30 protein-coding genes and 1 riboswitch are annotated in these 25,309 nt (G+C 53.9%); of the genes, 28 read left to right on the top strand and 2 right to left on the bottom strand.

The window, feature by feature from the left end:
- Positions 1-57: 57 nt before the first annotated feature.
- The 4 genes from ACFSDB_RS00255 to ACFSDB_RS00270 all read left to right on the top strand — a co-directional run bounded on the left by ACFSDB_RS00255 (position 58) and on the right by ACFSDB_RS00270 (position 1,768).
- Positions 58-246: a DUF3934 family protein gene (locus ACFSDB_RS00255; protein WP_204891639.1), complete on the top strand. Its 189-nt coding sequence runs from the start codon at positions 58-60 to the stop codon at positions 244-246.
- Between the two features lie 148 nt (positions 247-394).
- A complete protein-coding gene (locus tag ACFSDB_RS00260) occupies positions 395-814 on the top strand; it encodes an organic hydroperoxide resistance protein (RefSeq protein ID WP_204891638.1) in 420 nt (139 codons plus the stop codon).
- 21 nt (positions 815-835) lie between these two features.
- A complete protein-coding gene (locus ACFSDB_RS00265) occupies positions 836-1,276 on the top strand; it encodes a MarR family winged helix-turn-helix transcriptional regulator (protein WP_204891637.1) in 441 nt (146 codons plus the stop codon).
- Between the two features lie 15 nt (positions 1,277-1,291).
- On the top strand, positions 1,292-1,768 hold the full coding sequence (locus ACFSDB_RS00270) for a glutathione peroxidase (RefSeq protein ID WP_204891636.1): 477 nt from the start codon (positions 1,292-1,294) through the stop codon (positions 1,766-1,768).
- A gap of 43 nt (positions 1,769-1,811) precedes the next feature.
- Here the strand turns inward: ACFSDB_RS00270 and ACFSDB_RS00275 are convergent, their stop codons facing one another.
- Positions 1,812-2,690, bottom strand: coding sequence for an alpha/beta fold hydrolase (locus tag ACFSDB_RS00275; protein WP_204891635.1), 879 nt, complete (start codon positions 2,688-2,690; stop codon positions 1,812-1,814).
- 163 nt (positions 2,691-2,853) lie between these two features.
- Between ACFSDB_RS00275 and ACFSDB_RS00280 the strand changes: the two genes are divergently transcribed.
- The 12 genes from ACFSDB_RS00280 (at position 2,854) to ACFSDB_RS00335 (ending at position 11,681) form a co-directional block, all read left to right on the top strand.
- A complete protein-coding gene (locus ACFSDB_RS00280; RefSeq protein ID WP_204891634.1) occupies positions 2,854-3,447 on the top strand; it encodes a cysteine hydrolase family protein in 594 nt (197 codons plus the stop codon).
- A complete protein-coding gene (locus tag ACFSDB_RS00285) occupies positions 3,440-4,180 on the top strand; it encodes a class I SAM-dependent methyltransferase (protein WP_204891633.1) in 741 nt (246 codons plus the stop codon). Before ACFSDB_RS00280 ends, ACFSDB_RS00285 begins: the two co-directional genes overlap by 8 nt.
- A 12-nt stretch (positions 4,181-4,192) precedes the next feature.
- The gene (locus tag ACFSDB_RS00290) at positions 4,193-4,903 is read left to right on the top strand and encodes an alpha/beta hydrolase (protein ID WP_204891632.1); all 711 of its coding nucleotides are present in this window, start codon (positions 4,193-4,195) and stop codon (positions 4,901-4,903) included.
- Between the two features lie 10 nt (positions 4,904-4,913).
- On the top strand, positions 4,914-5,384 hold the full coding sequence (locus tag ACFSDB_RS00295; RefSeq protein ID WP_204891631.1) for a GNAT family N-acetyltransferase: 471 nt from the start codon (positions 4,914-4,916) through the stop codon (positions 5,382-5,384).
- Positions 5,385-5,388: 4 nt separating this feature from the next.
- Positions 5,389-5,796 (top strand): GNAT family N-acetyltransferase, encoded by a 408-nt coding sequence (locus ACFSDB_RS00300; protein WP_377338705.1) that lies wholly within the window; start codon positions 5,389-5,391, stop codon positions 5,794-5,796.
- Positions 5,797-5,959: 163 nt separating this feature from the next.
- Positions 5,960-6,137, top strand: a riboswitch (cobalamin riboswitch).
- Between the two features lie 154 nt (positions 6,138-6,291).
- The gene (locus ACFSDB_RS00305; protein WP_204891630.1) at positions 6,292-6,777 is read left to right on the top strand and encodes an acyl-CoA thioesterase; all 486 of its coding nucleotides are present in this window, start codon (positions 6,292-6,294) and stop codon (positions 6,775-6,777) included.
- A gap of 1 nt (position 6,778) precedes the next feature.
- Complete coding sequence (locus ACFSDB_RS00310; RefSeq protein WP_204891629.1) at positions 6,779-9,061, top strand: ribonucleoside-diphosphate reductase subunit alpha; 2,283 nt, start codon at positions 6,779-6,781, stop codon at positions 9,059-9,061.
- A gap of 12 nt (positions 9,062-9,073) precedes the next feature.
- Positions 9,074-10,120, top strand: a complete 1,047-nt coding sequence (locus tag ACFSDB_RS00315) for a ribonucleotide-diphosphate reductase subunit beta (protein ID WP_204891628.1) — start codon at positions 9,074-9,076, stop codon at positions 10,118-10,120.
- Positions 10,101-10,583: a flavodoxin domain-containing protein gene (locus ACFSDB_RS00320; RefSeq protein WP_204891627.1), complete on the top strand. Its 483-nt coding sequence runs from the start codon at positions 10,101-10,103 to the stop codon at positions 10,581-10,583. The genes ACFSDB_RS00315 and ACFSDB_RS00320 overlap by 20 nt, the downstream gene beginning before the upstream one ends.
- Positions 10,584-10,621: 38 nt before the next feature.
- Complete coding sequence (locus ACFSDB_RS00325; protein WP_204891626.1) at positions 10,622-10,768, top strand: hypothetical protein; 147 nt, start codon at positions 10,622-10,624, stop codon at positions 10,766-10,768.
- Positions 10,769-10,960: 192 nt separating this feature from the next.
- Complete coding sequence (locus tag ACFSDB_RS00330; protein ID WP_204891625.1) at positions 10,961-11,188, top strand: DNA primase; 228 nt, start codon at positions 10,961-10,963, stop codon at positions 11,186-11,188.
- A gap of 136 nt (positions 11,189-11,324) precedes the next feature.
- Positions 11,325-11,681 (top strand): iron chaperone, encoded by a 357-nt coding sequence (locus ACFSDB_RS00335; RefSeq protein WP_204891624.1) that lies wholly within the window; start codon positions 11,325-11,327, stop codon positions 11,679-11,681.
- A 309-nt stretch (positions 11,682-11,990) separates the two neighbouring features.
- Here ACFSDB_RS00335 and ACFSDB_RS00340 read toward each other — a convergent pair whose 3' ends face one another.
- On the bottom strand, positions 11,991-13,184 hold the full coding sequence (locus ACFSDB_RS00340; protein ID WP_204891623.1) for a thiolase family protein: 1,194 nt from the start codon (positions 13,182-13,184) through the stop codon (positions 11,991-11,993).
- A 203-nt stretch (positions 13,185-13,387) separates the two neighbouring features.
- On the opposite strand from ACFSDB_RS00340, the gene ACFSDB_RS00345 reads away from it, so the two are divergent.
- The 12 genes from ACFSDB_RS00345 to ACFSDB_RS00400 all read left to right on the top strand — a co-directional run bounded on the left by ACFSDB_RS00345 (position 13,388) and on the right by ACFSDB_RS00400 (position 25,241).
- Positions 13,388-14,008 carry an anthranilate synthase component II gene (locus ACFSDB_RS00345; protein WP_377338712.1) on the top strand — a complete coding sequence of 207 codons (621 nt, stop codon included), beginning with the start codon at positions 13,388-13,390 and terminating at the stop codon, positions 14,006-14,008.
- Complete coding sequence (pabB, locus tag ACFSDB_RS00350; RefSeq protein WP_204891622.1) at positions 13,990-15,753, top strand: aminodeoxychorismate synthase component I; 1,764 nt, start codon at positions 13,990-13,992, stop codon at positions 15,751-15,753. The genes ACFSDB_RS00345 and pabB overlap by 19 nt, the downstream gene beginning before the upstream one ends.
- A 309-nt stretch (positions 15,754-16,062) precedes the next feature.
- On the top strand, positions 16,063-16,281 hold the full coding sequence (locus ACFSDB_RS00355) for a hypothetical protein (RefSeq protein WP_204891621.1): 219 nt from the start codon (positions 16,063-16,065) through the stop codon (positions 16,279-16,281).
- Positions 16,282-16,299: 18 nt separating this feature from the next.
- A complete protein-coding gene (locus ACFSDB_RS00360) occupies positions 16,300-16,716 on the top strand; it encodes a hypothetical protein (protein WP_204891620.1) in 417 nt (138 codons plus the stop codon).
- Positions 16,717-17,152: 436 nt separating this feature from the next.
- Positions 17,153-17,965 (top strand): SDR family NAD(P)-dependent oxidoreductase, encoded by an 813-nt coding sequence (locus ACFSDB_RS00365; RefSeq protein ID WP_204891619.1) that lies wholly within the window; start codon positions 17,153-17,155, stop codon positions 17,963-17,965.
- Between the two features lie 11 nt (positions 17,966-17,976).
- Positions 17,977-19,023, top strand: coding sequence for a ketopantoate reductase family protein (locus tag ACFSDB_RS00370; protein WP_204891618.1), 1,047 nt, complete (start codon positions 17,977-17,979; stop codon positions 19,021-19,023).
- Between the two features lie 17 nt (positions 19,024-19,040).
- The gene (locus ACFSDB_RS00375; protein ID WP_204891617.1) at positions 19,041-19,700 is read left to right on the top strand and encodes a GntR family transcriptional regulator; all 660 of its coding nucleotides are present in this window, start codon (positions 19,041-19,043) and stop codon (positions 19,698-19,700) included.
- Positions 19,701-19,714: 14 nt separating this feature from the next.
- Positions 19,715-20,731 (top strand): ABC transporter ATP-binding protein, encoded by a 1,017-nt coding sequence (locus ACFSDB_RS00380; RefSeq protein WP_204891616.1) that lies wholly within the window; start codon positions 19,715-19,717, stop codon positions 20,729-20,731.
- A complete protein-coding gene (locus tag ACFSDB_RS00385; protein WP_204891615.1) occupies positions 20,685-21,641 on the top strand; it encodes an ABC transporter ATP-binding protein in 957 nt (318 codons plus the stop codon). The genes ACFSDB_RS00380 and ACFSDB_RS00385 overlap by 47 nt, the downstream gene beginning before the upstream one ends.
- 30 nt (positions 21,642-21,671) lie before the next feature.
- Positions 21,672-22,685, top strand: a complete 1,014-nt coding sequence (locus tag ACFSDB_RS00390; RefSeq protein WP_204891614.1) for an ABC transporter permease — start codon at positions 21,672-21,674, stop codon at positions 22,683-22,685.
- A gap of 5 nt (positions 22,686-22,690) precedes the next feature.
- On the top strand, positions 22,691-23,518 hold the full coding sequence (gene nikC / locus ACFSDB_RS00395) for a nickel transporter permease (protein WP_377338720.1): 828 nt from the start codon (positions 22,691-22,693) through the stop codon (positions 23,516-23,518).
- Positions 23,519-23,606: 88 nt separating this feature from the next.
- The gene (locus ACFSDB_RS00400) at positions 23,607-25,241 is read left to right on the top strand and encodes an ABC transporter substrate-binding protein (protein WP_204891612.1); all 1,635 of its coding nucleotides are present in this window, start codon (positions 23,607-23,609) and stop codon (positions 25,239-25,241) included.
- Positions 25,242-25,309: the final 68 nt, after the last annotated feature.

Raw genomic sequence — 25,309 nt, forward strand, 5'->3', positions numbered from 1 at the left:
CTGTTATGATTAGAGGAATTCCCTCGCATTGCTGCGGGAAGTACGGGAGTGAAGAATATGAGTAAAGCAAAAGGAAAAGGCGGGACTGGCCGGGGTACAGGCAAGAAAGGCTGGACACGCTGGGAAAAAGGCGCCAACAAAGCCAAGAGCAACAAGCCTTACAAGAGCAAACAAAACAAGAATGCCGCACCTCCAAAAACCGACAACGCGCCGAAAAGCGAAGAGCCGGGATGGATTGACGGCTAAACCTGCCATAGACCAATGGAAGCTGCCTGCCGGGCGGCTTTTTTTATTTCCGTAAAACAGCAGAAAATGATGAGCCTTATCATTTTACATCGTAAACGATATAGTTTAATATACATCGTGTACGATATAAAAGAGCGGAGGCAATCAAATGAAACCATTATACGAAACGACCATTATCAACACAGGCGGCAGACAAGGGGAAGTATATTCAGAAGACAATATCTTCTTCATGGACGTGGCAAAGCCGGCTGCACTCGGCGGCAGCCCGACAACGGCGACAAACCCGGAGCAGCTTTTCGCAGCCGGATACAGCGCATGCTTTAACAGCGCATTGGAATTGGTGCTTGAACATGCTAAAGTGAAAGTGGAGAAAACCGAAGTGAAAGCGACGATTTCCCTGCTTGGGGACAAAGAAAACGGCGGCGTCAAATTAGCTGCACGGCTTGAGGTGGACATCACCGGCCTGGACGATGAGCAGAAGCACGTGTATGTAGAAAAAGCGCATGACTACTGCCCGTATTCCAAAGCGGTCAAAAACTCCATCGATGTGGAGATCGTCATACTATAAACGAGTAATAGGTGTGAGCGAATGGAAAAACTTTCGAAATTGGATCAGCAATTATGTTTTGAAGTCTATAAGGCTTCAAGCAATTTTACGAAAATGTATGCCCGGGTCCTGGAGCCGTTCGAGCTGACGTTCACGCAGTACTTGGTGCTGCTCGTGCTCTGGGAAGGCGACCGCCTGATGGCGAAGGAGATCGGGGCAAGGCTCGGACTCGGCATCGGGACGTTGAACCCGATCATCAGCCGCATGGAGGCTGCCGGATGGCTCAGCAAGGAGCAATCGCCCGAGGACAAACGCGCCTCGATCATCTCTTTGACCGAAAAGGCGAAAGGGAGCCACGATCCGATTGAAGCGGCAGTGGCGGACAAGCTTGTCAGCTGCAATTTCATGGAAGATGTCAACGCAATCGCGCTGATGAAAAACTTGAAGGAACTGAATGCGTTTTTCAAGGAAATGAATCTTTAGGAGGAGCGATGGACAATGGGGATTTATGATATTGAAGTAAAAGATGCGAGCGGCAAGACCCATCAATTGGCCGAGTACAAAGGCAAAGCGATGCTGATCGTCAATACGGCGACGAAATGCGGTTTGAAGGACCAGTTCGATGGCCTGGAAAACCTCTACAGCAATTACAAAGAAGAAGGGCTCGTCGTCCTTGGCTTCCCGTCCGACCAGTTCAAGCAGGAAGTCAGCAATGCGGAGGAAGCGGAACAGTCGTGCCGCATGACCTATGGCGTCACGTTCCCGATGCACGACATCGTCAAGGTCAACGGCAAGGAAGCCCATCCTTTGTTCAAATACCTGACGGCGAATACGAAAGGCCTTCTCGGCAGCAGCATCAAGTGGAACTTCACGAAATTCCTCGTCGACCAGGAAGGCAATATCGTCAAACGCTTTGCGCCGAAAGATGCTCCGGAATCGTTCGAAGAGGACATCCGGAAAGTTTTGAATAAATAGCAGAAAGGCCGCTGATCCTTAGGGATCGGCGGCTTTTTTCATTTCAGGAAGTGCTTGGGGCCGGTAAAAAAGCTTTCTGCTGCATCCACTCCTTGATGCAAGCGGCAGTAGCGCCGGGTGCATCCCATGGCAGCATATGGCCTGCGCCGTCCATGGCAGCAATGGAAACGTCGTTCATGGCCGATTCCATCTGGTCCATGCCGAGCCTGCGCGCCGGTGCTAGCTCTTTGGGCAGCTCTGCATGGACCAGAAGCGTAGGAACCTGTATATAGGAGTAAGCTTCGTTGAAGGGTTCGTCATAAAATGCTTCAATTATCGACAAAATGCTTTTTTCAGAAGCGATCAGTCGATAGCCCCCGTCCCCGCTTTTCCGAAAAATCGATCTGATGCCGCGCTCGATTTCTGCATTCCACCGGGAAGTATAGGCCCGGTATTCCGCTGCGACGTCTTGCCAATTGGCGTAATCTGCGTTTTTCATGTACTCCGCCCAACCGGCAAGCGCAACGCTTTTGGTCAGGCCGGGCTGGTTTTGAGGGAATGTGAAGCCGCCGTCGAGCAAAATCAGCCCGCGGACATTGTCCGGAAAGTGGCGGGTGAAATGAAGTGCTGCGTCGGCTCCCCAGGAATGGCCCATAACAAAGAAAGGCTCTGAAAGCAGGGAAAGGATGGCTCCGTGGAACCAGGCCGCCAAATTGGAGAACTGGTAATCTTTTTCCGCTTCAAATGCTTGCGTCCCGCCGTGCCCCGGGCTGTCGATCAAAACCAGCCGGAAGCGGTCTTCGAGGAAAGGGGCCAGCTCGCTGAAAGTATAAATGCTGCTTCCGGCCAGTCCGTGAAAGCAGACCAGCACCGGATTCTCGGGATTGCCGGATTCATAGTATTGGAACGGGATGCCCAGATGGGAGCCTGTCTTTTTTTGCATGGGTAACGCCTCCGATTCGAAAGATTGGCTACAGGTTTAATTCTTCAGCTGCCGCAGGAATCCTCTTTCCCGTGGCAAAGGCGCAAGCTGGAAACAAGAAAAAAGGATTTACAGAGAGGCGCGAAGAAAGAATAGGCTATAACGGTTTTAGGGGGAAATGGACTTGAACATGGAGAAAACGGCATTGGTGATCGTCGATGCCCAAAAAGCGTTCGCCGATCCGTCATGGGGCGAGCGGAACAATCCGCAGGCGGAGGCGAATATGGCACGCATCCTCGAGGCTTGGCGGCAGCGGGAAGGCTGCGTCATCCACATTCAGCATCGGTCGGAAGATCCGGATTCGTTGTTCTTTCCGGAAAAAGAGAGCTTTGAAATCATCGAGCCGCTGCAGCCGGTCGATGAAGAACCGGTATTCACAAAGAAAGTGAACAGCGCCTTTATCGGCACGGACCTTGAAGGGTTCCTGCGGCTCCGCGGGCTGGACAGCGTCGTCATTGTCGGATTGACGACACCCCATTGTGTTTCGACCACCACCCGCATGAGCGGCAATCTGGGCTTCAAGACATATCTGGTGTCGGATGCTGCGGCCGCTTTCGCATTGGCAGGACCGGACGGAAGGCAGTACAGTGCAGAGACGGTCCACGATGTTACGTTGGCAACGCTGCACGGGGAGTTTGCAGAAGTGCTGACAACTTCGGGATTGCTGGGGAAAATCCGCATAGCGGAAGACGGCCAGGAGCGCGCGGCAAATGGATGAAGGGGCGTTCTACGATCAAATAGGCGCCGTTAACGGATGGGATTTCAGCCGGATGGAATGCAGCGTCGAAGGTGCCGCCTGGGATTTCTACAGCGAAGCGGCGGAGCGTTCAGCAGCCGGCAGTGTGCTGCTCGACATCGGGACAGGCGGCGGGGAACAGGTGCTCAGCACCGCGGACCGGTTCGCCTTTATCGTCGGAATCGACTCATCGGGTCCGATGGTGGAGACCGCCAATGCCAATCGGCAAAGAGTGGCAAGGGAAAATGTCTGCTTTTTGCAGATGGAGGCGGAGCGGCTTGAGTTTCCAACCGCCTTTTTTGACACGGTGACGAGCCGCCATTGCCCGTTCAATGCCCATGAAGTGGCACGGGTGCTGCGCCCGGGCGGAATATTCCTGACCCAGCAAGTCGGCGAAACCGACAAAGCCAATCTGAAGACGGCATTCGGCCGCGGGCAGGCATTTGGCGAACGGGACGGCTCATTGCTTACACAATGCCGAAGAGAGATGGAAGCGGCAGCGTTTGACCGGATCGAATGCTTCGAATATGATGCACAGGAATATTACCGAAGGCCGGAGGATTTATTGTTCCTGCTCCGGCACACGCCGATCATTCCAGATTTTGGGCAGTACCCGGAAGACCGGGAGGCGTTCAATCGATTCATCAGGAAAAACCGGACACCCAAAGGCATACGGACCAATTCCAGGCGGTTTCTCTTGATCGCACACAAGTGAGGAGCTAGGTTGATGAAAAAAATGCAGGCAGGGAAATTCATTTATCATGTGGCAGAGCCGGGTGAAAAAACCGGCAAGACAGTCCTCCTTTACCATGGCTGGGGCGGGACTGCTGGAAGCTGGCAGGCATACGCGGAAGAGCTGGCGAAACAAGGCCACCGGGCAGTGGTGCCGGAGATCGCCTATAACGACTCGCGCAATCCGGTGGCCAATCCCTTCGAAATGGAGACGGTTCAAATCTATTTCTGGAAAGCCATCATAGAGAGCATCGAAGAGTTCGGGGAATTCCGGGAAGCGCTCGGCGTTCCGGAATCCGATATTGTGCTGGTCGGCAGTTCGATGGGCGGCTTTATCGCTTCCGGCATCTTTGCGCGTTATCCGGAAATCGCAGGGCTCGCAAGCATCAACGGCTCCGGGGCATTCGTGCTGACCGAACAGCTTTTCCGCGAACGGCAGGACCGGTCGCCGCTCCGCAAAGAAGAAGCGGAACTGCTCAACGGGTTCGACCCGATGCAGCAGGGAGCGGGCACAGGCGCCGTGCTCCTCATCAACGGCGAACAGGACCGGACGGTGCCGCTCGAAGGACATGCGGCATATTACCGGCATCTTTTAGAATCCCGCAATACAGGCTATACAGACAGAAAAATCGTTAAAGGCGCCGGCCATCAGTTTACACGAGAGATGGAACAGGAAGTGGCAGACTGGCTGGCAGGCATCAAATAGGGGGATTGGCATGCAATTTGCGCTCAAGGCAATGGACAATGAAACAGCTTTAGAAATACTGGGATGGCGATACGAAGAACCGTACGATTTCTATAACAACGAAGTTTCGGAAGAATCGCTCCTTGAACTGCTCGGCGGTACCTATCAAGCCGTGTGGGCGGAAGGCAGCCTGTTCGGGTTTCTGTGCGCGGGCAAAGCGGCTCAAGTGCCGAAAGGGCGGCTTGCCGGCGCTTATCCGGACGGGTTCATCGATATCGGCCTCGGGATGGATCCCCGAAAGACCGGGCAAGGAAACGGCCGGCCGTTCTTCAGCTTCGCTGCCGCGAAGGTGCAGGAACAGCATCCAGGCCTGCGCTTACGCTTGACGGTCGCGGCATTCAACAAACGGGCGATTCATTTGTACCGCCAGTCCGGTTTTGCAGAAGCGCAGCTGTTCAGCACGGATTCTGCAGACTTTATCACCATGGAAAAAGGAGAGTGACCGCGTGCAGGAAATCACATCTCCGGAGATGGCCGAGGAGGTGGGCGTTTTGCTCGCCTACGCCGCTTCTGTCGAAAAAGCGGCCTTGGAATACAGCCGCTACATCGAGATGCCGGACATGCGGCTGTTTGGAATGTGGGAAGGGGGCCGGTTGGCTGGCTGCATCGGCATTGAATGCCTCCATCCGCAGGCGCTCGAAATCAAGCACATCGCCGTCGCTCCAACCCAAAGAGGCCGGGGAATCGGGAAAGCACTCGTCAAGGCGGTCCGGAAAGAACTTACCCCAAACGTCATAGTTGCAGAAACGGACGGCGAAGCGGTCGGCTTCTACCGCAGCCTCGGTTTTGAAATCCGGAGCCTAGGAGAAAAATATCCCGGCGTGGAGCGCTTCAGGTGCCGTTGCCAGAAATGAAGAACAGCTCCTGTGTCATAGGGGGCGCAGAAACACTGACAAAACGTCCATGTTGGAAATCCGGCTAATCTGCTAAAAAACGGTGCTTGAAAAAGAAAAAGAAGTAGTTTATAGTTTAGGAATACAATATTTAGTGAATTGTATACATAACAACACCATATATAGTAAGACCAATAATGATGGTGCCTGAAAAGGCTTAATAGGGAATCCGTTGAAAACCGGAGCTGTACCCGCAACTGTAAGTGCCGACGAACTATGGCAATCCACTGTCCAATGGACGGGAAGGACATAGTGTAGGAGGACGCACGAGCCAGGAGACCTGCCATCGTTATAAGTTAATGCCCTTCTCCGGGAACTGGGAGGTATAACGAAGGTATTCTGCGCGGTGCAGCGGCTTTTGCCGGTTTCCGCCGGATTATTTACGTTTACCCAACCCATCCTCTCCCTGAGAAGATGGGTTTTTTGTATGCCCGCATACCGACTGGAGGACTGAACATGACACAGCAAATCGCAGCAAGCCGTTCCCGGACGATCCAGACCAAATTGGTTCTGCCGCCGGACACGAACCACATGGGCACCATTTTCGGCGGAACGGTCCTTAGCTTTATCGATGAAATCGCCGCTATCACGGCCATGAAGCACAGCGGCAAAGCCGTGGTGACCGCATCAATCGACACCGTGAACTTCCTGTCATCCGCTCGGGTCGGCAATGTCCTGCTCCTGGAAGGCGTCGTCATTTCCACTGGGCGCACGTCGATGGAAGTATACGTGAAAGCGGAATGCCAAAGCATCGAGACCAACGAGAAAACCTTGACGACGACCGCCATTTTGACGATGGTCGCCGTCGATGAAGTCGGAAAACCGACGCCGGTGCCTGGAGTGGTGCCGGAAACCGAACACGAGAAGCAGCTGTTCCAAAGTGCACAGGAGCGCAAGCAGCGCCGCATGAAAATCAACGAACACGCAAAGGAGCTGGTTTGATATGAATACCATCATCCATACAGAAAAAGATGCCGTGACAAAAGCGATCCTGCGGGCGAGAGATGTCTATAAGCTCGATGCCGCACCGCTGCTCGAAAAAGTGGCAGACCTGGAAAAGCAAGCAAAAGGCGAGCAGTCTTTGATTTATGCGCTCAACCGCATTTCCATGGCCGAGCCGGATTGGACATTCGTGGCTGCGGAGCTTTATTTGAACGAGTTGTACAAAGGTGCGGCGAAAAGCCGGGGCTATCAGACAGAAGCCAAATACGGCGATTTTTATGAACTGGTCGAAAAACTGAGCAGCATCGGCATTTATTCCGGCGACTTGCTGAAGAGTTATTCAAAAGAGGAAATCGGGGCGTTGGGCAATGAAATCCAGGCAGACCGGGATCTTTTGTTCAATTACATCGGCTTGTTTTTACTGGCAGACCGCTATTTGGCAAAAGATTACGAAGGGAATGTCCATGAATTGCCGCAGGAGCGTTTCCTCGTCATTGCGATGACCTTAATGCAGAACGAACCGCAGGAAAAGCGGCTGGACATGGTGAAGGAAGCTTACTGGGCGATGAGCAATCTGTATATGACCGTTGCGACGCCGACATTGTCAAACGCCGGCAAGAGCTTTGGCCAGCTGTCTTCCTGCTTTATCGATACGGTGGACGATTCGCTTGACGGCATTTACTTGAACAACTGGGACATCGCGCGCCTCAGCAAAGACGGCGGCGGCATCGGCGTCTATTACGGCAAAGTGCGCGCTTTGGGATCGGACATCAAAAAATTCAAAGGCAACTCGTCCGGCGTCATTCCGTGGATCCGCCTTGTCAACGACACGGCGGTCAGCGTCGACCAACTCGGCCAGCGCCAAGGCGCCGTCGCGATTTACCTGGACGTGTTCCATAAAGACATTATGAACGGTTTCCTGGATTTGAAGACGAACAACGGCGACGAGCGTCGGAAAGCGCACGACATTTTCACGGGCGTGGCGATTCCGGACCTGTTCATGGAAAAGCTGAAGGAAACAGATAGCAGCGGCCGCAGCACAGGCGAATGGCATACGTTCTGCCCGCATCAGGTGAAGACGGTCATGGGCTGGAAAGATGAAACCGGAACTGCGCTTGGCCTGGAAGACTTCTACGATGAAACGGACATCAAGCATTTTACGGAGAAATACGAAGAAGCGGTGGGCAATCCGCTATTGCCGCGGAAAACTTACCGGGCGATGGACATCATGGCGCGCGTCATGGTATCGCAGCTTGAGACCGGTACGCCGTATATGTTCTACCGCGACGAAGTCAACCGCCAGAACCCGAACAAGCACCTGCGCGGCAAAGGGCTTACGTCGATTTACTGCAGTAATTTGTGTACAGAAATAACCCAAAATATGTCAGCTACTACTATCACTAAAGAATACACCGACGAAGACGGCAACCTCGTGATGATCCGCAAGCCGGGCGATTTTGTCGTCTGCAACTTGTCATCGATCAACTTGCCGCGTGCGGTGAAAGCAGACGTGCTGGAGCGCCTTGTGCCGATTCAGATGCGCATGCTGGATAACGTCATTGATTTGAATACCATTTCCGTCGGCCAAGCCGATGCAACAAATAAGAAATATAGAGCAGTTGGTTTAGGAACTTTCGGATGGCACCATCTTTTGGCGCTCCAAGGCATCCACTGGGAAACGGAAGAAGCCGTGGCGTTCGCTGATAAATTGTACGAAGAAATCGCCTACCATACGATCCGCTCTTCGATGGAACTCGCCAAGGAAAAAGGCGCATACCGCGAATTTGCTGGCTCCGAATGGGAGACCGGCGAGTATTTTGACCGCAAAGGCTATACAAGCGTTCGCTGGAACGAATTGCAAAGCGCCATTACGGAAAACGGCGTCCGCAACGGCTGGATGATGGCGGTGGCGCCGAACTCATCAACGGCCAAAATCGGCGGCTCAACGGACGGCATCGATCCGCTTTATGCAGTGGAATTTGCGGAAGAAAAGAAAAACTTCAAATTCAAAGTGACGGCGCCGGACCTTGACCACAACACCTATGACTATTACCGCCGTGCGCGCCACGTACTCGACCAAAACTGGAGCATCCGCCAGAACGCGGCCCGCCAGCGCCATATCGACCAGGCCATCAGCTTCAATTTCTATGTGCCGCACACGATCAAAGCGAAAGAATTGCTGGGGCTGCATTTTGAAGCATGGGAGCAGGGCTTGAAGACGACGTACTATGTCCGCAGCACATCCCAGGCGGAAATCGAAGAATGCGAAGCTTGCCAAAGCTAAGGAGGAACCACTATGTCCATTCACGCACCATTGCAAAAGATCAAGTTGCTCAATCCCGAGCAGCCGAATAAATCCACCGGCATCATAAACGGGGAGTCGTCCGGTTTACTGAACTGGAACGATATCGCCTATCCGCAAATGTACGATTTGTACCAAACGCTGCTGTCGAACTTCTGGAAAGCCCAGGAAATCAATATGCAGGACGACATCAAGCAATGGGATCATTTGACGGACGTCGAACGCGACGTGTTTCTGCGCATCAACACGCAGCTGGCGTCGCTCGACAGCCTGCAGACGCCGACGATGAGCCAGGCGATGGACTACGTCACCGACTCGAGCTTCAAGGCGATTTTCGCGGTCATTTCCCAGCAGGAAGCGGTGCACAACGAGTCGTATTCGTATATCCTGAGTTCACTGGTGTCAATCAGCGAGCAAAATGCGCGCTTCAACCAGGCGAAAAGCGATCCGATCGTAAGAAAGCGCAATGATTTGATCCTGGATGCCTACGAAGCATTTCGCCAGAACCCGACGCCGCAGACCTTGTTCCGCTTGAGTGTCAACTCGATCAACCTCGAAGGCATTTATTTCTACGCCGGCTTCGCCTTTTTCTATCATTTGGCGCGCCAGCAGAAAATGCTCAAGACGAGCACGATGATCAGCTATATCCAGCGCGACGAAATGCAGCACGCGTATTTCATTTCCCAGTTTATCCGCATCATGCTGACAGAAAATCCCGAACTGAATACTGAGGAAAACATTCAATACGTCTACGACGCTGTAGACAAAGCGGTAGGGCTGGAGAAAGAATGGGCACACCACATTCTGAAGGACATCCAGGGGCTTGATCTAGATGAGTTCGAAGGCTATGTCGAATACTTGGCCAACAAACGCCTGCGCCAGCTCGGTCTCGACAATCTGTACATTGAACAGAGCAACCCGATGCCGTGGATTCAGGTATTTGGCGATGACATGATGAATGAAACCAAATCGGACTTTTTCGAGCAGAAATCCCGGACCTATTCGAAAGTGTCGCAGTCGAATGGCTTCGACGAACTATGACCCGCGGATTGCCATCGTCTACGCATCTGTCACTGGGAATACAGAAGCGGTGGCGGAGATATTGCAGGAAATCTGCCTTTCCAAGGGGCTGGAAGTGGAGCTTTGGCCAATAAATGCCTTTTCGCTCTCAGAACTCTCACGTTACGATGCGGTTCTGGTCGGCACGTTTACATGGGGCAGCGGCGAGATTCCGAAAGAAATGCACGGCTTGTTCGAAGCATTCGAGCACTTGGGGAACAATCGTATCATCACCGCGGTCTTTGGAACCGGCGACAGCTTTTTCGCCGAATTCTGCGGCGCCGTCGACCGTTTCCGAGATATGCTGTTTGTGCAGACTGACCTTGCAGCTACGTTAAAAATCGAACTGGCGCCACAGGAAACCGACGTTGTCCGCTGCGAAAAACTGGTGGCCAGCGTCGAGAACAAGTTGGCAGTGTTTCCTGGGGAGATAAGCGGGTATTAATGTCAGTAAGGCAACGCAATTCCGAAGGAGGGACCAGGATGGCGGTTCATAAATGGTGGAAGCTGAGCGCGGCAGCACTGCTGTCGGTCAGCATGCTTTCAGCGTGCGGCGGCGATGGCGGCGGAGAGAATGAGGACGAAGAACACGAAAACATGGAGAATGAAGACGAAGAAGAAGACGATTGATTCAAGAGAAAGAAGCCGAGAAGGCTTCTTTTTTTATAGGAAACGGCTACGGAATCCTATGCTGCACAATAGAAACAGGAAGCGACGGATGAACTCCTTCAATAAAATACGAGTATCCGGCTCCTTAAAGGGTATAAAAAGAATATACTGAAAATTCCTGGCTTTGAAAGAAAGCGGAAGGGAGGAATTCTTATGGCACAGGCGAAATGGCTGAAAGTCGGAGCAGCAGCATTTCTGTCGATCGGGATGCTTGCAGCTTGCGGTGATGCGGAAGACGAAGCGCCGGTGGACAACGACGCCGATGTGACGCCTGAAGAAGGCGAAGAAGAAGTCATTCCGGAAGGCGACATTACGGATACGGATAGTGAATTTCATGACGACGATTCGGATGATAAGGAAAAAGACGATTCAGGCGGATGATGGCATGGAACAGAGGCAGGCAGCTGGTTTTCGGCAGTCTGCCTTTTTCTGATAAACAAATGCCGACCTAAGGAATAAAGGAGCAGCAAGGAGACTAAGAAGAACCAGGAAATCTGATGCGAAGAAAGGAGAACTTATGGGAATCCAGACGATTGATGACTATATCCGGCAAGCGCCGGAAAATGTACAGGAAATCCTTCAGACACTGAGGCATATCATCCGAGAAGAAGCGCCGCATGCCCAGGAAGCGATCAGCTATCAAATGCCGACATTCGTATTGAATGGCAACCTGGTGCATTTTGCCGCCTTCAAGAACCACATCGGGTTTTATCCGGTCCCAACCGGCATTACGGCGTTTCAGGACGAGTTGGCTCCGTACAAACAAGGGAAAGGATCGGTCCAATTTCCGCTCGATCAGCCAATGCCATATGATTTGGTCCGCCGGATCGTCCGTTACCGGGTTGCGGAAAATCTGGAGAAGGCAAAAAAATAACGGCAGGCAGCTGCCGTAATAAACATCAAGAGATACTGTAAAGCAGGACAGGCCGGATGCACAAGTCCGGCCTGTTTTTAGTTGCCGGGACGGCGGTACTTGCAGCAAATCGGGCTTTACTTGCGGCAATCAAGAGTTTACTTGCGACAAATCGAACCTTACTTGCAGTAAATCAAAAATACTTGCAGAATATCCAACTTTACTTTCAGCAAACCGGAATTTACTTGCACCAAACGTAATATCGCCGGCTGCCCGCCTTTTTCCCTTAAAAAAGGATCTGCTGAATGCCAGCGGATCCTGTCCGTATAATTAAACCCTCAAATTCTCCACAACCGACGCAATGCCCATGCCGCCGGCGATGCACAAAGTTACAACGCCGTATTTCATGCCGGTGCGTTCGAGTTCATGTACGAGCTTGGTCAACAGGATGGCGCCTGTCGCACCGATCGGGTGGCCCATCGCAATGGCGCCGCCGTTCGGGTTGACGCGGCTTCGGTCGGCACCAAGTTCGTTGATGCAGGCAACCGCCTGGGAAGCGAACGCTTCGTTCAGTTCGATGATGTCGATGTCTTCAATCTTCAAGTCCACTTGCTTCAACGCTTTAAATGTCGCATGCACCGGGCCCATTCCCATCAGTTCCGGGGAGCAGCCGACTGCGGCCTGCGCAATGACGCGCGCTTTCGGCTGGAACCCGCGTTTCAATGCTTCGTCTTCTGACATGACGAGCAAGGCGGCCGCGCCGTCGTTGCGCCCGCTGGCATTGCCCGCTGTGACCGTGCCGCCTTCTTTGAACACCGGTTTTAACGAAGCCAGTTTCTCGGAGGAAGTTTCACGCGGGTGCTCATCGACCTTGAATTGGACCGTGCCTTTGCGCGTCTTCACCGGATAAGATGCGATTTGGGAATCAAACAAGCCGTTCCGGATGGCGTTCGCTGCCCGTTCTTGGCTTTCGAGCGCAAATTCATCCTGGTCTTCGCGTGAAACGCCGTACTGTTCCGCAACGTTTTCCGCTGTGATGCCCATATTTAATTCGCCGTAGGTTTCCACCGGCTGTGAACCGGGCTGGCTCGCTGTGTTCGGGTCTTTCAATAAGACGTCGCCGGAACCTGTGCCGAAGCGAACTTTATTGACGTAATAAGGAGCGGTGCTCATCGATTCGGCGCCGCCTGCAATGATAATGTCGCCGAGGCCCATGCCGATCTGCTGGGCAGCAGAATTGACGGCCTGCACACCCGAACCGCATTGGCGGTGCAAGGTATAGCCCGGCACTTCCACCGGGAGACCGGCCCGCAGCAAGGCGACGCGCGCCAAGTTCGAGACGTCCGCACTTTGCTTCGCCTGGCCCATGATCACTTCTTCGACAGATGCGGGCTCGAGCCCGGTGCGGCGCAGCAATTCTTCAATGACGTGGGCGCCGAGCAAATCGACGGTTTCATTGCCGATCGTGCCGCCCAGTTTGCCGATGGCGGTTCTGACGGAATCAATTATGACGACATTCTTCATGATCCTTCTCCTCTTTTCATTAGTAGCTTTTATGTATGCTGGAACTTCGATGTTATCACCCATCATAGCAAATTATCAGATTACTTACTTGTTTTGAAGGAAAGAGGGATTTTTCAGGTACTGCATTGTTTATAATAATTCTCTTCGCATTTCAGAGCAGGTATAATAGACACACCTGAACTATAGAAAAAAGAGGTGCACCCATGATTGTCATCATCGACAACCACGATTCATTCACGTACAATCTCGTCCATTACTTCAAACAGCTCGATCCGGACGTCCGGGTCTACCAAAATAGGGGGATCACCGCTGCAGAAATTGCGGATCTGTCGCCCGACCTGCTCGTGTTGTCGCCGGGGCCTGGCCGTCCAGCCGAATCGGGGGCAACGCGCGAAGCGCTCGGCTCGCTGAGCGGCACGATCCCGATCCTCGGCGTCTGCCTTGGGCACCAGACCATTGTCGATCATTTCGGGGGACGCGTCGTCAAAGGGCGCCAGCCGATGCACGGCAAAGTGTCGTTGGTCAACCATGACGGAATCGGATTGTTTGAAGGTATCGTAAATCCGGCGACTGTGACGCGCTACCATTCGCTCATCGCCGAACGGGAAACGATGCCGCCGTGCCTAAAAGTGACAGCCGCCACTGAAGACGGCGTGGTCATGGGTGTACAGCACACCGAATTGCCGGTCGCCGGCATTCAGTTCCATCCGGAATCGATCCTGACCCATGACGGGTTTGCGATGCTTCGGAACTGTTACAGCCAGGCAAAAGCCTGGAAGCGAAACGCAGAAGGGAGCAGCCCTGAATGCCAAACCCTTACCTAATGTTCGAGTTTAAAAATAAAGAAGATGCGGCCGAACCGCTCGCTTTCACCGATCCGGTCCAAGTGCTCCAAACGCATGACCTGTCTGAAGTTCCAACGATCCTGGAAAGTGTGGAAAAGGCGGTCGGTGAAGGCTTCTACGCTGCCGGTTATGTGGCATACGAAGCGGCTCCAGCATTCCACCCGGAAATGGTGGTGCACGAGGGAGCGGAACTTCCGCTCGTCTGGTTCGGCATTTTCCCTAAACCCGAACCCCCGAAAACTGAAGGGGAAGAAGACGAGTTCGAGGTGGCGGACTGGCGCTTGGCAGGCTCAGAGGAGCTGTACCGGAACGGCATCGCCCGCATCAAGGATGCCATCGAGGAAGGGCATACGTACCAGGTCAATTACACCGAGCGGCTGCAGGCGGATTTCACCGGCAGCAGCCGAGCGTTCTACCGCCAACTTGCCCGAAACCAGCAGGCGGGCTACGGCGCCTATCTGGACCTCGGCCGATACCAAATCCTGTCCGCTTCGCCGGAGATGTTTTTCCGCGTGGACGACGGCAGCATCACCACTAAGCCGATGAAAGGGACGGCTGTCCGCGGTCGCACCGCGGAAGAAGACCGGGAACAGGCGGAACGGCTTCTCTCGTCGGAAAAAGAACGGGCAGAAAATCTGATGATTGTCGATCTCCTGAGGAACGACATGAGCCGGCTTGCGGCCCCATGCAGCGTCAAGGTCTCCAAGCTTTTTGAAGTCGAAGCTTATCCAACCGTATTGCAGCTGACTTCTACAGTAGAAGCGGAACTCTCGCCAAATCTGTCCGTTTTTGACTGGTTTTCAGCGCTGTTTCCGTGCGGCTCGATCACCGGTGCGCCTAAAATCAGCACGATGCAGACGATTGCGAAACTTGAAAGCTCCCCGCGTGGCGTGTATTGCGGGGCGATCGGATTTATTACCCCGGACAAGAATGCCGTCTTCAGCGTGCCGATCCGGACGGTGGTCATCGACTCGGAAAACGGGACAGCCCAATATGGCGTCGGAGGCGGCATCACGTGGGACTCGACGCCGCATGGCGAATTCGAGGAATTGTATGCGAAGGCGAAAGTGCTGACTGCCCGCAGGCCGGAGTTCAGCCTGCTTGAATCGCTCCGGCTGGAGGACGGCAAGTATCCGCTGCTTTCCTATCATCTGAAGCGCCTTTCCTTATCCGCCGCTTATTTCGGCTTCCATGCAGATGCCGACAAAATCGAAGCGCTGCTCGCGAAGCTTGCCGGACAGTGTCCGGACGGCATCCACAAAGTGCGCCTGCTGATGGACCGCACGGGCGCCTGCACCGCAGAAGCGCAGCCGGCATTGCCTGTCGTGGGACCGGTGAAAGCGGTGCTCGCAGAAGAACCTGTCGATTCGGCAGATCCGTTCCTGTTTCATAAAACCACTCACCGGAAAGTGTATGAAGCCGCCCAAAGGGCAGCAGGCGATGCGTTTGCGTCCCTGCTGTGGAATGAAAACGGCGAACTCACGGAATTCACGATCGGCAATCTCGTCGTGGAAAAAGACGGCAGCTTTTTCACGCCGCCCGCCAAATGCGGCCTTCTAGCCGGCACATTCCGCCAGCAGCTTCTCGACACCGGCAAAATCACCGAGCGGGTAGTTCTGAAAGACAGCCTCGGCGACTGGGACGCTATCTGGTTCATCAACGGCGTACGTGGCTGGCTGAAAGTGGATCTTCAGCGATTGCCGGCCGCAACCAAGCAGGTTTAAAATCGAAAAGAACCGGGAAAATTTGTGGTAACTCCTCTTTTAACCGCAGTACTGCAATCAGGAAAAAACCGCAGATCTTTTTGATCCGAATGCTTTACATTAACCCTGATTTTACTTATTATTCAGATAGAGCAAAAAAGTATGTCGTTTATGTGAAAAAATATCATTTAGCATCAAATGAAGAAGCCAATTAAATAACTCAGGTTGGATGTGCCAGACGATAGAGCTGGAAACAACGCCAGAAAAGGACGCACCATTTCTTTTCGGCGTTTTTTGTTTGGAATCATTTAAGGCTGAGGAGCGATTCCGATGATGTATTTTATCGCCCACGATAAAAAAAGGATTCACCGTCAGATCTACGCTGGCGACCGGTGCGGGTTCACCAGCACCCCGATCGGGCAGCGTGAATTTACTGATTGCCCAGCATATGCAGAAAGGCTGATAACGAAGGAGCCTTACCACAGGTGTCCGTACTGTGTTTCCGCCCAGACAACATTGGCGGAAGGCAGCAGGGCATACGCAGACTAGAAGAAAGGGATGGTCACGATGAATGGCATGGAACAGTTAGCGGAAAAAGTCGGCCTGCTTATGAAGGCGGAGACGGAGCTTCAGAGCGGGAAGTGCCAGGTCAAAAAGAAGCGGACGCTGGAAATACGGGCAAGCAAGTCCTGTTTCATCTGCAAGCTTGATATGGATATTTCCTTCCGCCATTTGAAGGAAGACGGCATTGCTTTGAATGAAGCGGAAATTTATCTGCTGCCCGAGGAATTTCCGGTGTTCGCGGAGAATTTTTGGAACCACCCGATTCCGCTGCCGACCAATTACTCCCAGAAAATGAAAACGAATCCGAACCTGGTCTGCATTCGCATGGAATCGAAAGAACCACCGGAACATTTTGCCGAACGCCTTGAAGCGGTGCTCGAAGTACTTGAAGGTTTAGGACACCAAGTTTATTTAAATTAAAAGCAGTTGAAGCGGAGATCAGTCTATGTTGATCCGTATAAAAAGTCATTTGAGAAATTGCGATGGGTTTATTGTCACTGATGCGGAAAGAGAAGAACATCAAACATCTTTGCCGTACGAGAGCACGGAAAACAAACTGGCACATAACCGAAATTAAAAAAACGGCCCTTTAAGTAGAGAGCCTTATTGAAATTGTCCATATAAGTTTTGCTTCATTAGGATCAAAATTTCCAGTGGAATAGCAGGCGGCAGGTACACCGTATAATAATGAAAGGACAGATGGCAATCCAATGCCGTCTGTTTTTTATTGGGCAAACAACGAAAGGGGATGGGAAATAACAAAAAAAGGATAAAAGATTTAATATTCAAAATAGTATTGCAATTTAAAAATGATAAGAATATACTAAAAAAAATCAGCGGAATAAGGGGTGAGGCAGTGCAAAGTGTTAACAGTTTACAGTTAACTTTCGAAAATCGGGTAGCCGTCGTCACGGGTGCGGCCCACGGCATCGGCCGGGCAATCTGCCGGGAGCTCGCCATCCGCGGTGCGCAGGTGGCCGCCGTCGACATCCTCGAAGACGCGCTCGATGAATCCGGAAAAGAAGTAGAAGAAGCCATCGCCGCCCATGGATCAGCCGGAGCGATCCGCCTTTACCCTTGCGATGCTGCCGATTCTGCCGCAGTCAAAAGCCTGGCGGAAAGCGTGGTAAGAGATTTCGGCAAAGCGGACATTCTGGTGAATGTGGCGGGCGGCGTTGCCGGCCAAGTGCACCAGCCGATCGAAGCGGTGTCGGATGACGACTGGAGGAAAGTCATCGACATCAACCTGAATACCACCTTCTACATGATCCGGGCATTCGCCCCCTATATGAAAGAGGCGGCATACGGACGGATCGTCAATATCTCCAGCGGCGCCGGAAGAAGCAGCAGCCTCACCGGCATCCAGGCCTACACCAGCGCCAAAGCCGGACAGATCGGATTGACCCGTCAGATGGCGAGGGAACTCGGGCGCTTCGGTATCACGGTGAACAATGTAGCGCCGGGTTTCGTCCTGTCGAATCCGTCGACCGAACGCCAATGGCAGGCGATGTCCAAAGAACAGCAGGACGGGCTGATCGAGTCCATTTCGTCCAGGCGCCTCGGCACACCTGAAGACATCGCGCATCCGGTGCTCTTTTTCGCTTCTGATTTCTCCCGCTACGTGAACGGCCAGATTATATCGGCTGACGGCGGGCTACAACTTTTCTAGGGGGGCACAAGATGGCAATTACAATCATCGGTTCAGGTGCGATCGGCGGAGTCCTCGGGGCATACCTTGTCCGGGCAGGAGAAGACATCATCTTCTGCGACATCGCACAGGACCATGTCGATAAAATCAACCAGGACGGGCTGACCATCGAAGGCCCGGACGAAACATTTACCGTAAAAGGCATAGCCTTCACTCCATCTCAGCTGATCGAAAAGCGTAAACCGCTTGAAACAGTCTTCCTTTGCGTCAAAGCCCAGCACACCGAAGAAGCGCTGACGCCTTTTCTGCCCCACTTAACCTCAACTTCCCAAGTCGTTTCTTTGCAGAACGGCTTATGCGAACGGAAAATTTCAAAATTGATCGGCCCGGAACGCACCATCGGCTGCTTCGTGAATTTCTCGGCCGATTATCTCGGGCCCGGGAAAATCCTCTACGGAGGAGTCGCTTCCCTGTATCTCGGCGAACTCGACGGCTCCGCTACAGCGCGCATCGAGGCGCTCAAAGACAAGCTTCAGGCATGGGGCCCGGCACAGGTGACCCGAAACATCTGGGGATACTTATGGGGCAAGATGTCCTATGCGGGTTTATTGTATGCCACGGCTTTGGTCGATGAGACGATGGCCGCGGTCGTCGAGAGGCACGACCTGCGGGACATGCTGATGGAGCTGTGCTCGGAAATCCTGGAAACCGCAGACAAAGAAGGCATCACGCCGCTCGGTTTCGACGACTGGGAGCCGGCGCTGGTCTACCCGCGGGAAACCCGGGACAGCGAAAAGCTGGATGCCCAATTGGCGAAACTGGCCGAACGGATGGCAGCCAATAAAAAGACGAAAAGCGGGATTTGGCGTGACCTGGCCGTCCGGAAGCGCGAAACGGAAGTGGACGCCCAGCTGGTGCCCATCCTGGAGATTGGCGAAAGCCATGGGGTGGAGATGCCGCTTCTGTCGGCGCTGGTGGCGGCCATCAAGGAGATTGAAAGCGGAGAACGGAAAATGAGTTGGCAAAACCTCTACGAACTGCAGAAAATATACGAATCGTTGCCCCGCAAGGCAAGTTGAGAATAGGAGTGGAAGCAATGATTATTCCGGACCAGAGAACCTTATCGGACGACGTGGCCAAAATCATCAGGAAAATGATCCTGAACGGCGAACTGCAGGCGGGCAGCTGGATCAACCAAGCGCAGCTGGCCGAGAAGTTCAATATATCGAGAGGGCCGATCCGCGAGGCCTTGAAGCTCCTGCAGAACGAAGGGCTCATCAAGCACGAGACCAATAAAGGCACTTTCGTGGCCACGCTTTCCGAACAGGATGCCTTTGAAATCTATACGCTGCGCGCGCTGATCGAGGGGGAAGCGGCCCAACTGGCGCTGCCGAACCTGACGAGCCAGGATCTCGCCGAACTCGAAGCGTATATCGAGGCGTTCACGGAAGCGATGCACAACCACGACATTGAGCAGCAAGTGCAATGCGATATCCTGTTCCACGGAAAAATCGTGGCGGCTTCGCGGCATAACCGGCTGATCAGCATCCACAAGCATCTGGATACGCAAGTGGGGGTCATGTACCTGACCGTTGCCAACCAGGTGCCGATGCGCGTGGACCAGGTGGTCGCGAACCACCGTGTCCTGCTGGATGCCTTGCGCACGCGGGACAAGAAAAAAATCCAAAAAGCGTTCTCCAATCATTACACGGCAGCGCTGAAGGATTTGGCAAAAGTATCTTCAACCAAAGATTGAAGGGTGGTGGAAGCATGTTATTGGAAGTCCACAATATGTCGCTGGCCTTGAAACGCGCAGGGAGATACTCGAAAATCCTGGAAGACCTCTCGTTCACGATGGAGCAGGGGGAAACGCTCGGGATTGTCGGTGAATCGGGCTGCGGAAAAAGCATGACCGCGTTATCGCTCATGCAGCTCTTGCCGGAAAAAGCACGGCTCGGCGGGGAAGTGAAGCTTCAGGGGGAAGCGATTTCGGGCTACTCGAAGCGGAAACTGGAAAAAATCCGCGGCAACCAGATGTCGATGATTTTCCAGGACCCGTTGACCTCGCTGAATCCGCTGCAGACCGTCGGCGTCCAAATCGAGGAATCGCTCATTCTGCATACGAAAAAAAGCAAAGGGGAGCGCCGGGCCCGTGTGCTGCAGCTCCTAAAAGCGGTCGGGCTGCCCCGTGCCGAGGAATTGATCGATGAATACCCGCATCAGCTGTCGGGCGGGATGCGGCAGCGGATCATGATCGCCATTGCGATGGCCTGTGAACCGCAGTTGCTGATCTGCGACGAGCCGACAACCGCTCTCGACGTCACAGTGCAGGCGCAGATTCTGGAATTAATGAACGATATCAAACGGCAGACCCAGATGGGCATCATCATGATCACCCACGACATGGGCGTCGTCGCGGAAGTCTGCGACCGGGTCATCGTCATGTACGCCGGGAAGATTGTGGAAGAAGCGCCGGTCGTCGAATTGTTTGAAAATCCGAAGCATCCCTATACCCAAGGGCTGCTCGCATCCATCCCGAAACTCGGACAGCGCAAGGAAAAGCTCGGATCGATCCCGGGGACGGTCCCGACGCCGGGGAGCATGCCGGTGGGTTGCCGGTTTGCAGACCGCTGCCCGCATGTCATGGATATTTGCCGCAACGTCACGCCGGAGATGATCCGCATCAAAGAAGGCCATCAGACCGCCTGCTGGCTCTACGATGAAAAGGAGGGGAAAGCGGATGCCGCTGCTGGAAGTCACGAACTTGAAACAGCACTTCACAACTAAAAAAGGCTTTATGGGCGACAAGACGGTGGTCAAAGCAGTCGACGGCGTCTCGATTACGATCGATGAAGGCAAGACGCTCGGCGTCGTCGGCGAATCAGGCTGCGGCAAATCGAGTTTGGGCCGCTCCATCCTCCGCCTGGTGGAACCGACCGAAGGAAGCATCAAATTCGAAGGCAAGGAAATCGTCGGCATGTCTGCGAAGGAAATGAAAGAACTCCGCAAAGAGATGCAGATTGTCTTCCAGGATCCGTATGCTTCCCTGAATCCGCGGCGTACCGTGCGCCAGATCCTGGAAGCGCCGCTTATCATCCATGGTGCCGGGGATAAGGCATACCGCAAAGAGTTGATCGAAAGCCTCGCCGGCAAGATCGGGCTGCGCAAAGAGCAGCTGAGCAATTACCCGCATGAATTTTCCGGCGGCCAGCGCCAGCGGATCGGCATTGCCCGGGCGCTCACGCTCAATCCGAAGCTGATCATCGCGGATGAACCCGTTTCAGCGCTGGATGTATCGGTGCAGTCACAGGTGCTCAACCTGATGCTCGATCTGCAGCGTGAGCGGAACTTGAGCTATATGTTCATTTCGCATGATTTGTCGGTCGTCCAGCACATTTCGGACAAAGTGGCGGTGATGTACCTCGGTAAAGTGGTGGAAATCGCCGATGTCGCCAAAGTCTATGATACGCCGCTCCATCCGTATACGCGGGCGCTGCTGTCGGCGCTTCCGGTGCCGGATCCGACCCGCATCAAGAGCCGGATCATCCTGCAGGGAGACCTGCCAAGCCCCTCCAATCCGCCGTCGGGCTGCACGTTCCATACGCGCTGTCCGATGGCCACAAAGGAATGTGCGGAGATCGTCCCGCCGCTTGAAGAGAAGGCGCCTGGCCATTTCGCAGCCTGCATCCACGTGTAGAAAAAAAGTGAAGAAAAGGGGGACGGCCCAATGCATGCTCTGCGCTTTATCGGTAAACGCCTGCTGCTGATGATCCCGATCCTGATCGGCATCAGCATCCTGACTTTCGCTATTTCCAATACCATTCCCGGAGACCCGGCCCGGCTCATCCTGGGGCCGAAAGCGACGCCCGAAGGGCTGGAAGCGCTGCGGGAAGATATGGGGTTGAACGATCCGCTTTATGTACAGTACGCCAAATACATGGGCGGAATCTTCCAGGGCGACCTCGGGGAAAGCACGTATTCCCAGCGCCCGGTCATGGACGATCTGCTGCGGTATTCGCCGGCAACATTCGAACTGACGCTGTTCGCGATGTTCATCACATTGCTCGTCGGCATTCCGTTCGGCGTCATCAGTGCAAGCCGGAAAGACAGGATCGCCGACCAGTTCACCAGGGTGTTCGCGCTGATCGGCGTGGCCATGCCGGCGTTCTGGCTGGGCCTGCTCCTGCTGCTGTTCTTCTACCTGAAACTGGGCGTGCTTCCGGGGTCCGGCCGGCTCGACGGAGGGATGTCCCCGCCGGAGTACATCACCGGCATGTACACGGTTGATGCCCTCCTGACCGGGAATTGGCCCGTATTCTACGCCGCCGTTATGCATTTGATCCTCCCGGGGATCACGCTTGCGGCCGTGACCGTCGGCATGATCACCCGGATGACGCGTTCGAGCATGCTGACAGTTCTGCAGAGCGATTACATCCGTACAGCCTTTGCAAAAGGCGCACCGGAAAACCGGGTGCTTTACGGCCATGCGCTCCGAAACGGTATCATGCCAGTCATCACACTGCTCGGGATGGCGTTCGGGCACGCGCTCGGCGGCAGCGTCCTGGTGGAAGCCGTATTTTCCTGGCCCGGGCTCGGGCAATATGCGGTCAATGCCATCAACTACTTGGATTTCCCGGCGGTCATGGGCGTGACGATGCTGATTGCAATCATGTTCATCATCGTCAACCTGATCGTCGATACGCTGTATTTCTTCATTGATCCGCGCTTGAAACATAATTGAAGGGAGTGGTCGAGTTGGCGCGAAGAATCTTCAGCAGCCCGTTGACAGTGCTTGGGCTTTTCATCGTATTGGTCATCGTGATCTCGGCGGCGTTTGCTCCGCTGATCGCCACCCACAGCCCAACGGAAGTGGATTTGCTCAGCAAGCTGGAAGCGCCGAGCGCCGAGCATTATTTCGGCACGGATGAAGTCGGCAGGGACATTTTCAGCCGGATCATCTACGGTACGCGGATTTCATTGCGCATCGGGCTCTTGGTGGTTTTGATCGCCTTCCCGATCGGCACCATCCTCGGGGCGATCGCCGGATATGCGGGTGGGCGCATCGACCAGGTCATCATGCGCATTACCGATGTGTTCCTGTCGTTCCCGGGCATCATCCTGGCGATGTCGATTGCGGCAGCGCTCGGGCCGTCCATCGAGAACGTCATGCTGGCGCTTGCCGCCACCTGGTGGCCTTGGTATACGCGGATCGTCCGTTCGTCGGTGCTGTCGATCAAGCATTCGGAATTCATCGAAGCTTCCCGTGCGCTCGGCGCCAATCCGTTCCGGATCCTGTTCAAGGAAGTCATTCCGAACTCGATCGCGCCGGCCACCATCCAGGCATCGCTTGATCTCGGCTTTGTCATCCTCTCCGCTGCCGGCCTCAGCTTTATCGGCCTCGGCGCCCAGCCCCCTTCTCCGGAATGGGGAGCGATGCTGTCGAACAGCCGCGAAATACTGCGCGAAGCCTGGTGGGCGGCAACGTTCCCTGGCCTTGCCATTCTGTTGACCGTGCTGGGCTTCAATTTGCTCGGCGACGGCTTGAACGACATTTTGGATCCGAAACAACGCTGAGCCTGTGCTGAAACCATTGAAAGGGGGATAGAGGTTGTCTGCTGATGCAGTTTCCGTAAACACCATTCAAAACAAAGGGGGAAATACAGTGAAGTTCAAAAGCCAATGGTCGAAAATATTCCTATTCCTTGTCATCGCTGTGTTAGTGCTTGCAGGCTGCCAGAATTACAATGAAGAATCAGAAGGTGCAGAAGGCACGGATTCCCCGGAAGGCACTGCAGCAGAGTCGAATGAAAACTTCGATGCAGAAGTCTTCAATTTCGCGACCAACCAGGACATTCCGGGGCTCGACCCCCATGGATCAGCGGCAAATACGACGTTCCGTGTCATCTATGAATTTTACGATCGCCTGGTGACGTATGAAGGCACATCGACTGATCCGACGCCGATGCTGGCTAAGGAATGGGAAGTATCCGATGACGGGCTCGAATACACATTCCATCTTGTCGAAGACGCAAAATTCCATGACGGCTCCCCGGTGACAGCGGAGGCGGTGCAGTATTCCTTCACGCGCGCCATCGATGTCGGGAAATCCGCAGCAGGGATCTTCAGCAAAGTCATCGACAAGGACAGCTTTGAAATCATTGATGACTATACGATCAAAATCACCTTGAAAGAACCGTTTGCACCGTTCATCAGCACACTCGGCACGGCATTCGGGAACATCATCAACCCGGCGCTGGAAGAAAACCACGGCGATGACCTGGGCGAAAGCTTCCTGGCTGAAGCCGAAATGGGATCCGGCCCTTACGTCCTCGAGAGCTGGGACCGCGGCGAAACGCTCGTCATGAAAGCAAACCCGGATTATTGGGGAGAAGCGCCGACGATGGAAACCGTCAACATCCGGTTCATCACGGAAGCTTCGACTTCCCGCCTGATGCTGGAAAAAGGGGAAATCGACTTGATCGACAACACGGTCATTTCGCCTGAAGTACTCGAACAGATGAAGGACACGGAAGGCATTGAAATCCTGGAAGCGGACAGCTACCAGATCGACTATATGCCGATGAACACGGAAAAAGGCGCATTGGCTGATCCGAAGGTGCGGCAGGCGATCGCCCACAGCATCAATTACGATGCGCTCTTGGAAAGCGTTTATCTTGGCCAAGCAGAACGCATTGTCGGAGCGGTTCCGAAAGGGATGTTCGGGTTCAGCGAAGAAGCCAAGCTTTATGATTATGACCTTGATAAAGCGAAGCAGCTGCTGAAAGAAGCAGGCCATGAATCCGGCCTGACGCTAGAAATCGCGATTTCCGAAGACAACGAAGTGCGGAGCAACACCGCGCTCCTCCTGCAGTCCGACCTGGAAAAAGTCGGCGTGACGCTGAACATCAAAACGTACGCATGGCCGACATTCCTGGATCTGGTGACAAGCGGCAAGCACGATTTCGGCCTGGTTTCCTGGACGCCGGATTATCCGGATCCCGATTATAACTTGTGGTACTTTGCCCATTCATCAAGCAAAGGCCCGGGATTCAACTTGGCGTTCTATGAAAACAGCGAAGTCGACAGCCTCTTAGAGGAAGCGCGGACTTCGACAGATGAAGCGCTCCGCGAGAAGAACTACGTGGAAATCCAGAACATCATGGCGGAAGAAGTTCCATATATCTTTGTCGCTCAGCCGAAAGTGCAAGCACCGATGCGCACTTGGGTCAAAGGGTATGAATTGAACCCGATGAACTCGTGGTACGTCCCGTTCCACAAAATCACAAAAGAAGAATAGGCAGACTGGGAGCGGTTGTGGACACACAGCTGCCTCCCTCTTTTTTAGAAAATGGAATTTAGTGCATC

The organism is Planococcus chinensis, assembly GCF_042681545.1.
In the GTDB taxonomy this organism is placed as follows: Bacteria; Bacillota; Bacilli; order Bacillales_A; family Planococcaceae; genus Planococcus; species Planococcus chinensis.

Coding starts and splice junctions, on each gene's coding strand:
- ACFSDB_RS00255 (WP_204891639.1), top strand. CDS start 58: ATGAGTAAAGCAAAAGGAAAAGGCGGGACTGGCCGGGGTACAGGCAAG.
- ACFSDB_RS00260 (WP_204891638.1), top strand. CDS start 395: ATGAAACCATTATACGAAACGACCATTATCAACACAGGCGGCAGACAA.
- ACFSDB_RS00265 (WP_204891637.1), top strand. CDS start 836: ATGGAAAAACTTTCGAAATTGGATCAGCAATTATGTTTTGAAGTCTAT.
- ACFSDB_RS00270 (WP_204891636.1), top strand. CDS start 1,292: ATGGGGATTTATGATATTGAAGTAAAAGATGCGAGCGGCAAGACCCAT.
- ACFSDB_RS00275 (WP_204891635.1), bottom strand. CDS start 2,690: ATGCAAAAAAAGACAGGCTCCCATCTGGGCATCCCGTTCCAATACTAT.
- ACFSDB_RS00285 (WP_204891633.1), top strand. CDS start 3,440: ATGGATGAAGGGGCGTTCTACGATCAAATAGGCGCCGTTAACGGATGG.
- ACFSDB_RS00290 (WP_204891632.1), top strand. CDS start 4,193: ATGAAAAAAATGCAGGCAGGGAAATTCATTTATCATGTGGCAGAGCCG.
- ACFSDB_RS00295 (WP_204891631.1), top strand. CDS start 4,914: ATGCAATTTGCGCTCAAGGCAATGGACAATGAAACAGCTTTAGAAATA.
- ACFSDB_RS00305 (WP_204891630.1), top strand. CDS start 6,292: ATGACACAGCAAATCGCAGCAAGCCGTTCCCGGACGATCCAGACCAAA.
- ACFSDB_RS00310 (WP_204891629.1), top strand. CDS start 6,779: ATGAATACCATCATCCATACAGAAAAAGATGCCGTGACAAAAGCGATC.
- ACFSDB_RS00315 (WP_204891628.1), top strand. CDS start 9,074: ATGTCCATTCACGCACCATTGCAAAAGATCAAGTTGCTCAATCCCGAG.
- ACFSDB_RS00320 (WP_204891627.1), top strand. CDS start 10,101: ATGGCTTCGACGAACTATGACCCGCGGATTGCCATCGTCTACGCATCT.
- ACFSDB_RS00325 (WP_204891626.1), top strand. CDS start 10,622: ATGGCGGTTCATAAATGGTGGAAGCTGAGCGCGGCAGCACTGCTGTCG.
- ACFSDB_RS00330 (WP_204891625.1), top strand. CDS start 10,961: ATGGCACAGGCGAAATGGCTGAAAGTCGGAGCAGCAGCATTTCTGTCG.
- ACFSDB_RS00335 (WP_204891624.1), top strand. CDS start 11,325: ATGGGAATCCAGACGATTGATGACTATATCCGGCAAGCGCCGGAAAAT.
- ACFSDB_RS00340 (WP_204891623.1), bottom strand. CDS start 13,184: ATGAAGAATGTCGTCATAATTGATTCCGTCAGAACCGCCATCGGCAAA.
- ACFSDB_RS00345 (WP_377338712.1), top strand. CDS start 13,388: ATGATTGTCATCATCGACAACCACGATTCATTCACGTACAATCTCGTC.
- pabB (WP_204891622.1), top strand. CDS start 13,990: ATGCCAAACCCTTACCTAATGTTCGAGTTTAAAAATAAAGAAGATGCG.
- ACFSDB_RS00355 (WP_204891621.1), top strand. CDS start 16,063: ATGATGTATTTTATCGCCCACGATAAAAAAAGGATTCACCGTCAGATC.
- ACFSDB_RS00360 (WP_204891620.1), top strand. CDS start 16,300: ATGAATGGCATGGAACAGTTAGCGGAAAAAGTCGGCCTGCTTATGAAG.
- ACFSDB_RS00370 (WP_204891618.1), top strand. CDS start 17,977: ATGGCAATTACAATCATCGGTTCAGGTGCGATCGGCGGAGTCCTCGGG.
- ACFSDB_RS00375 (WP_204891617.1), top strand. CDS start 19,041: ATGATTATTCCGGACCAGAGAACCTTATCGGACGACGTGGCCAAAATC.
- ACFSDB_RS00380 (WP_204891616.1), top strand. CDS start 19,715: ATGTTATTGGAAGTCCACAATATGTCGCTGGCCTTGAAACGCGCAGGG.
- ACFSDB_RS00385 (WP_204891615.1), top strand. CDS start 20,685: ATGCCGCTGCTGGAAGTCACGAACTTGAAACAGCACTTCACAACTAAA.
- ACFSDB_RS00390 (WP_204891614.1), top strand. CDS start 21,672: ATGCATGCTCTGCGCTTTATCGGTAAACGCCTGCTGCTGATGATCCCG.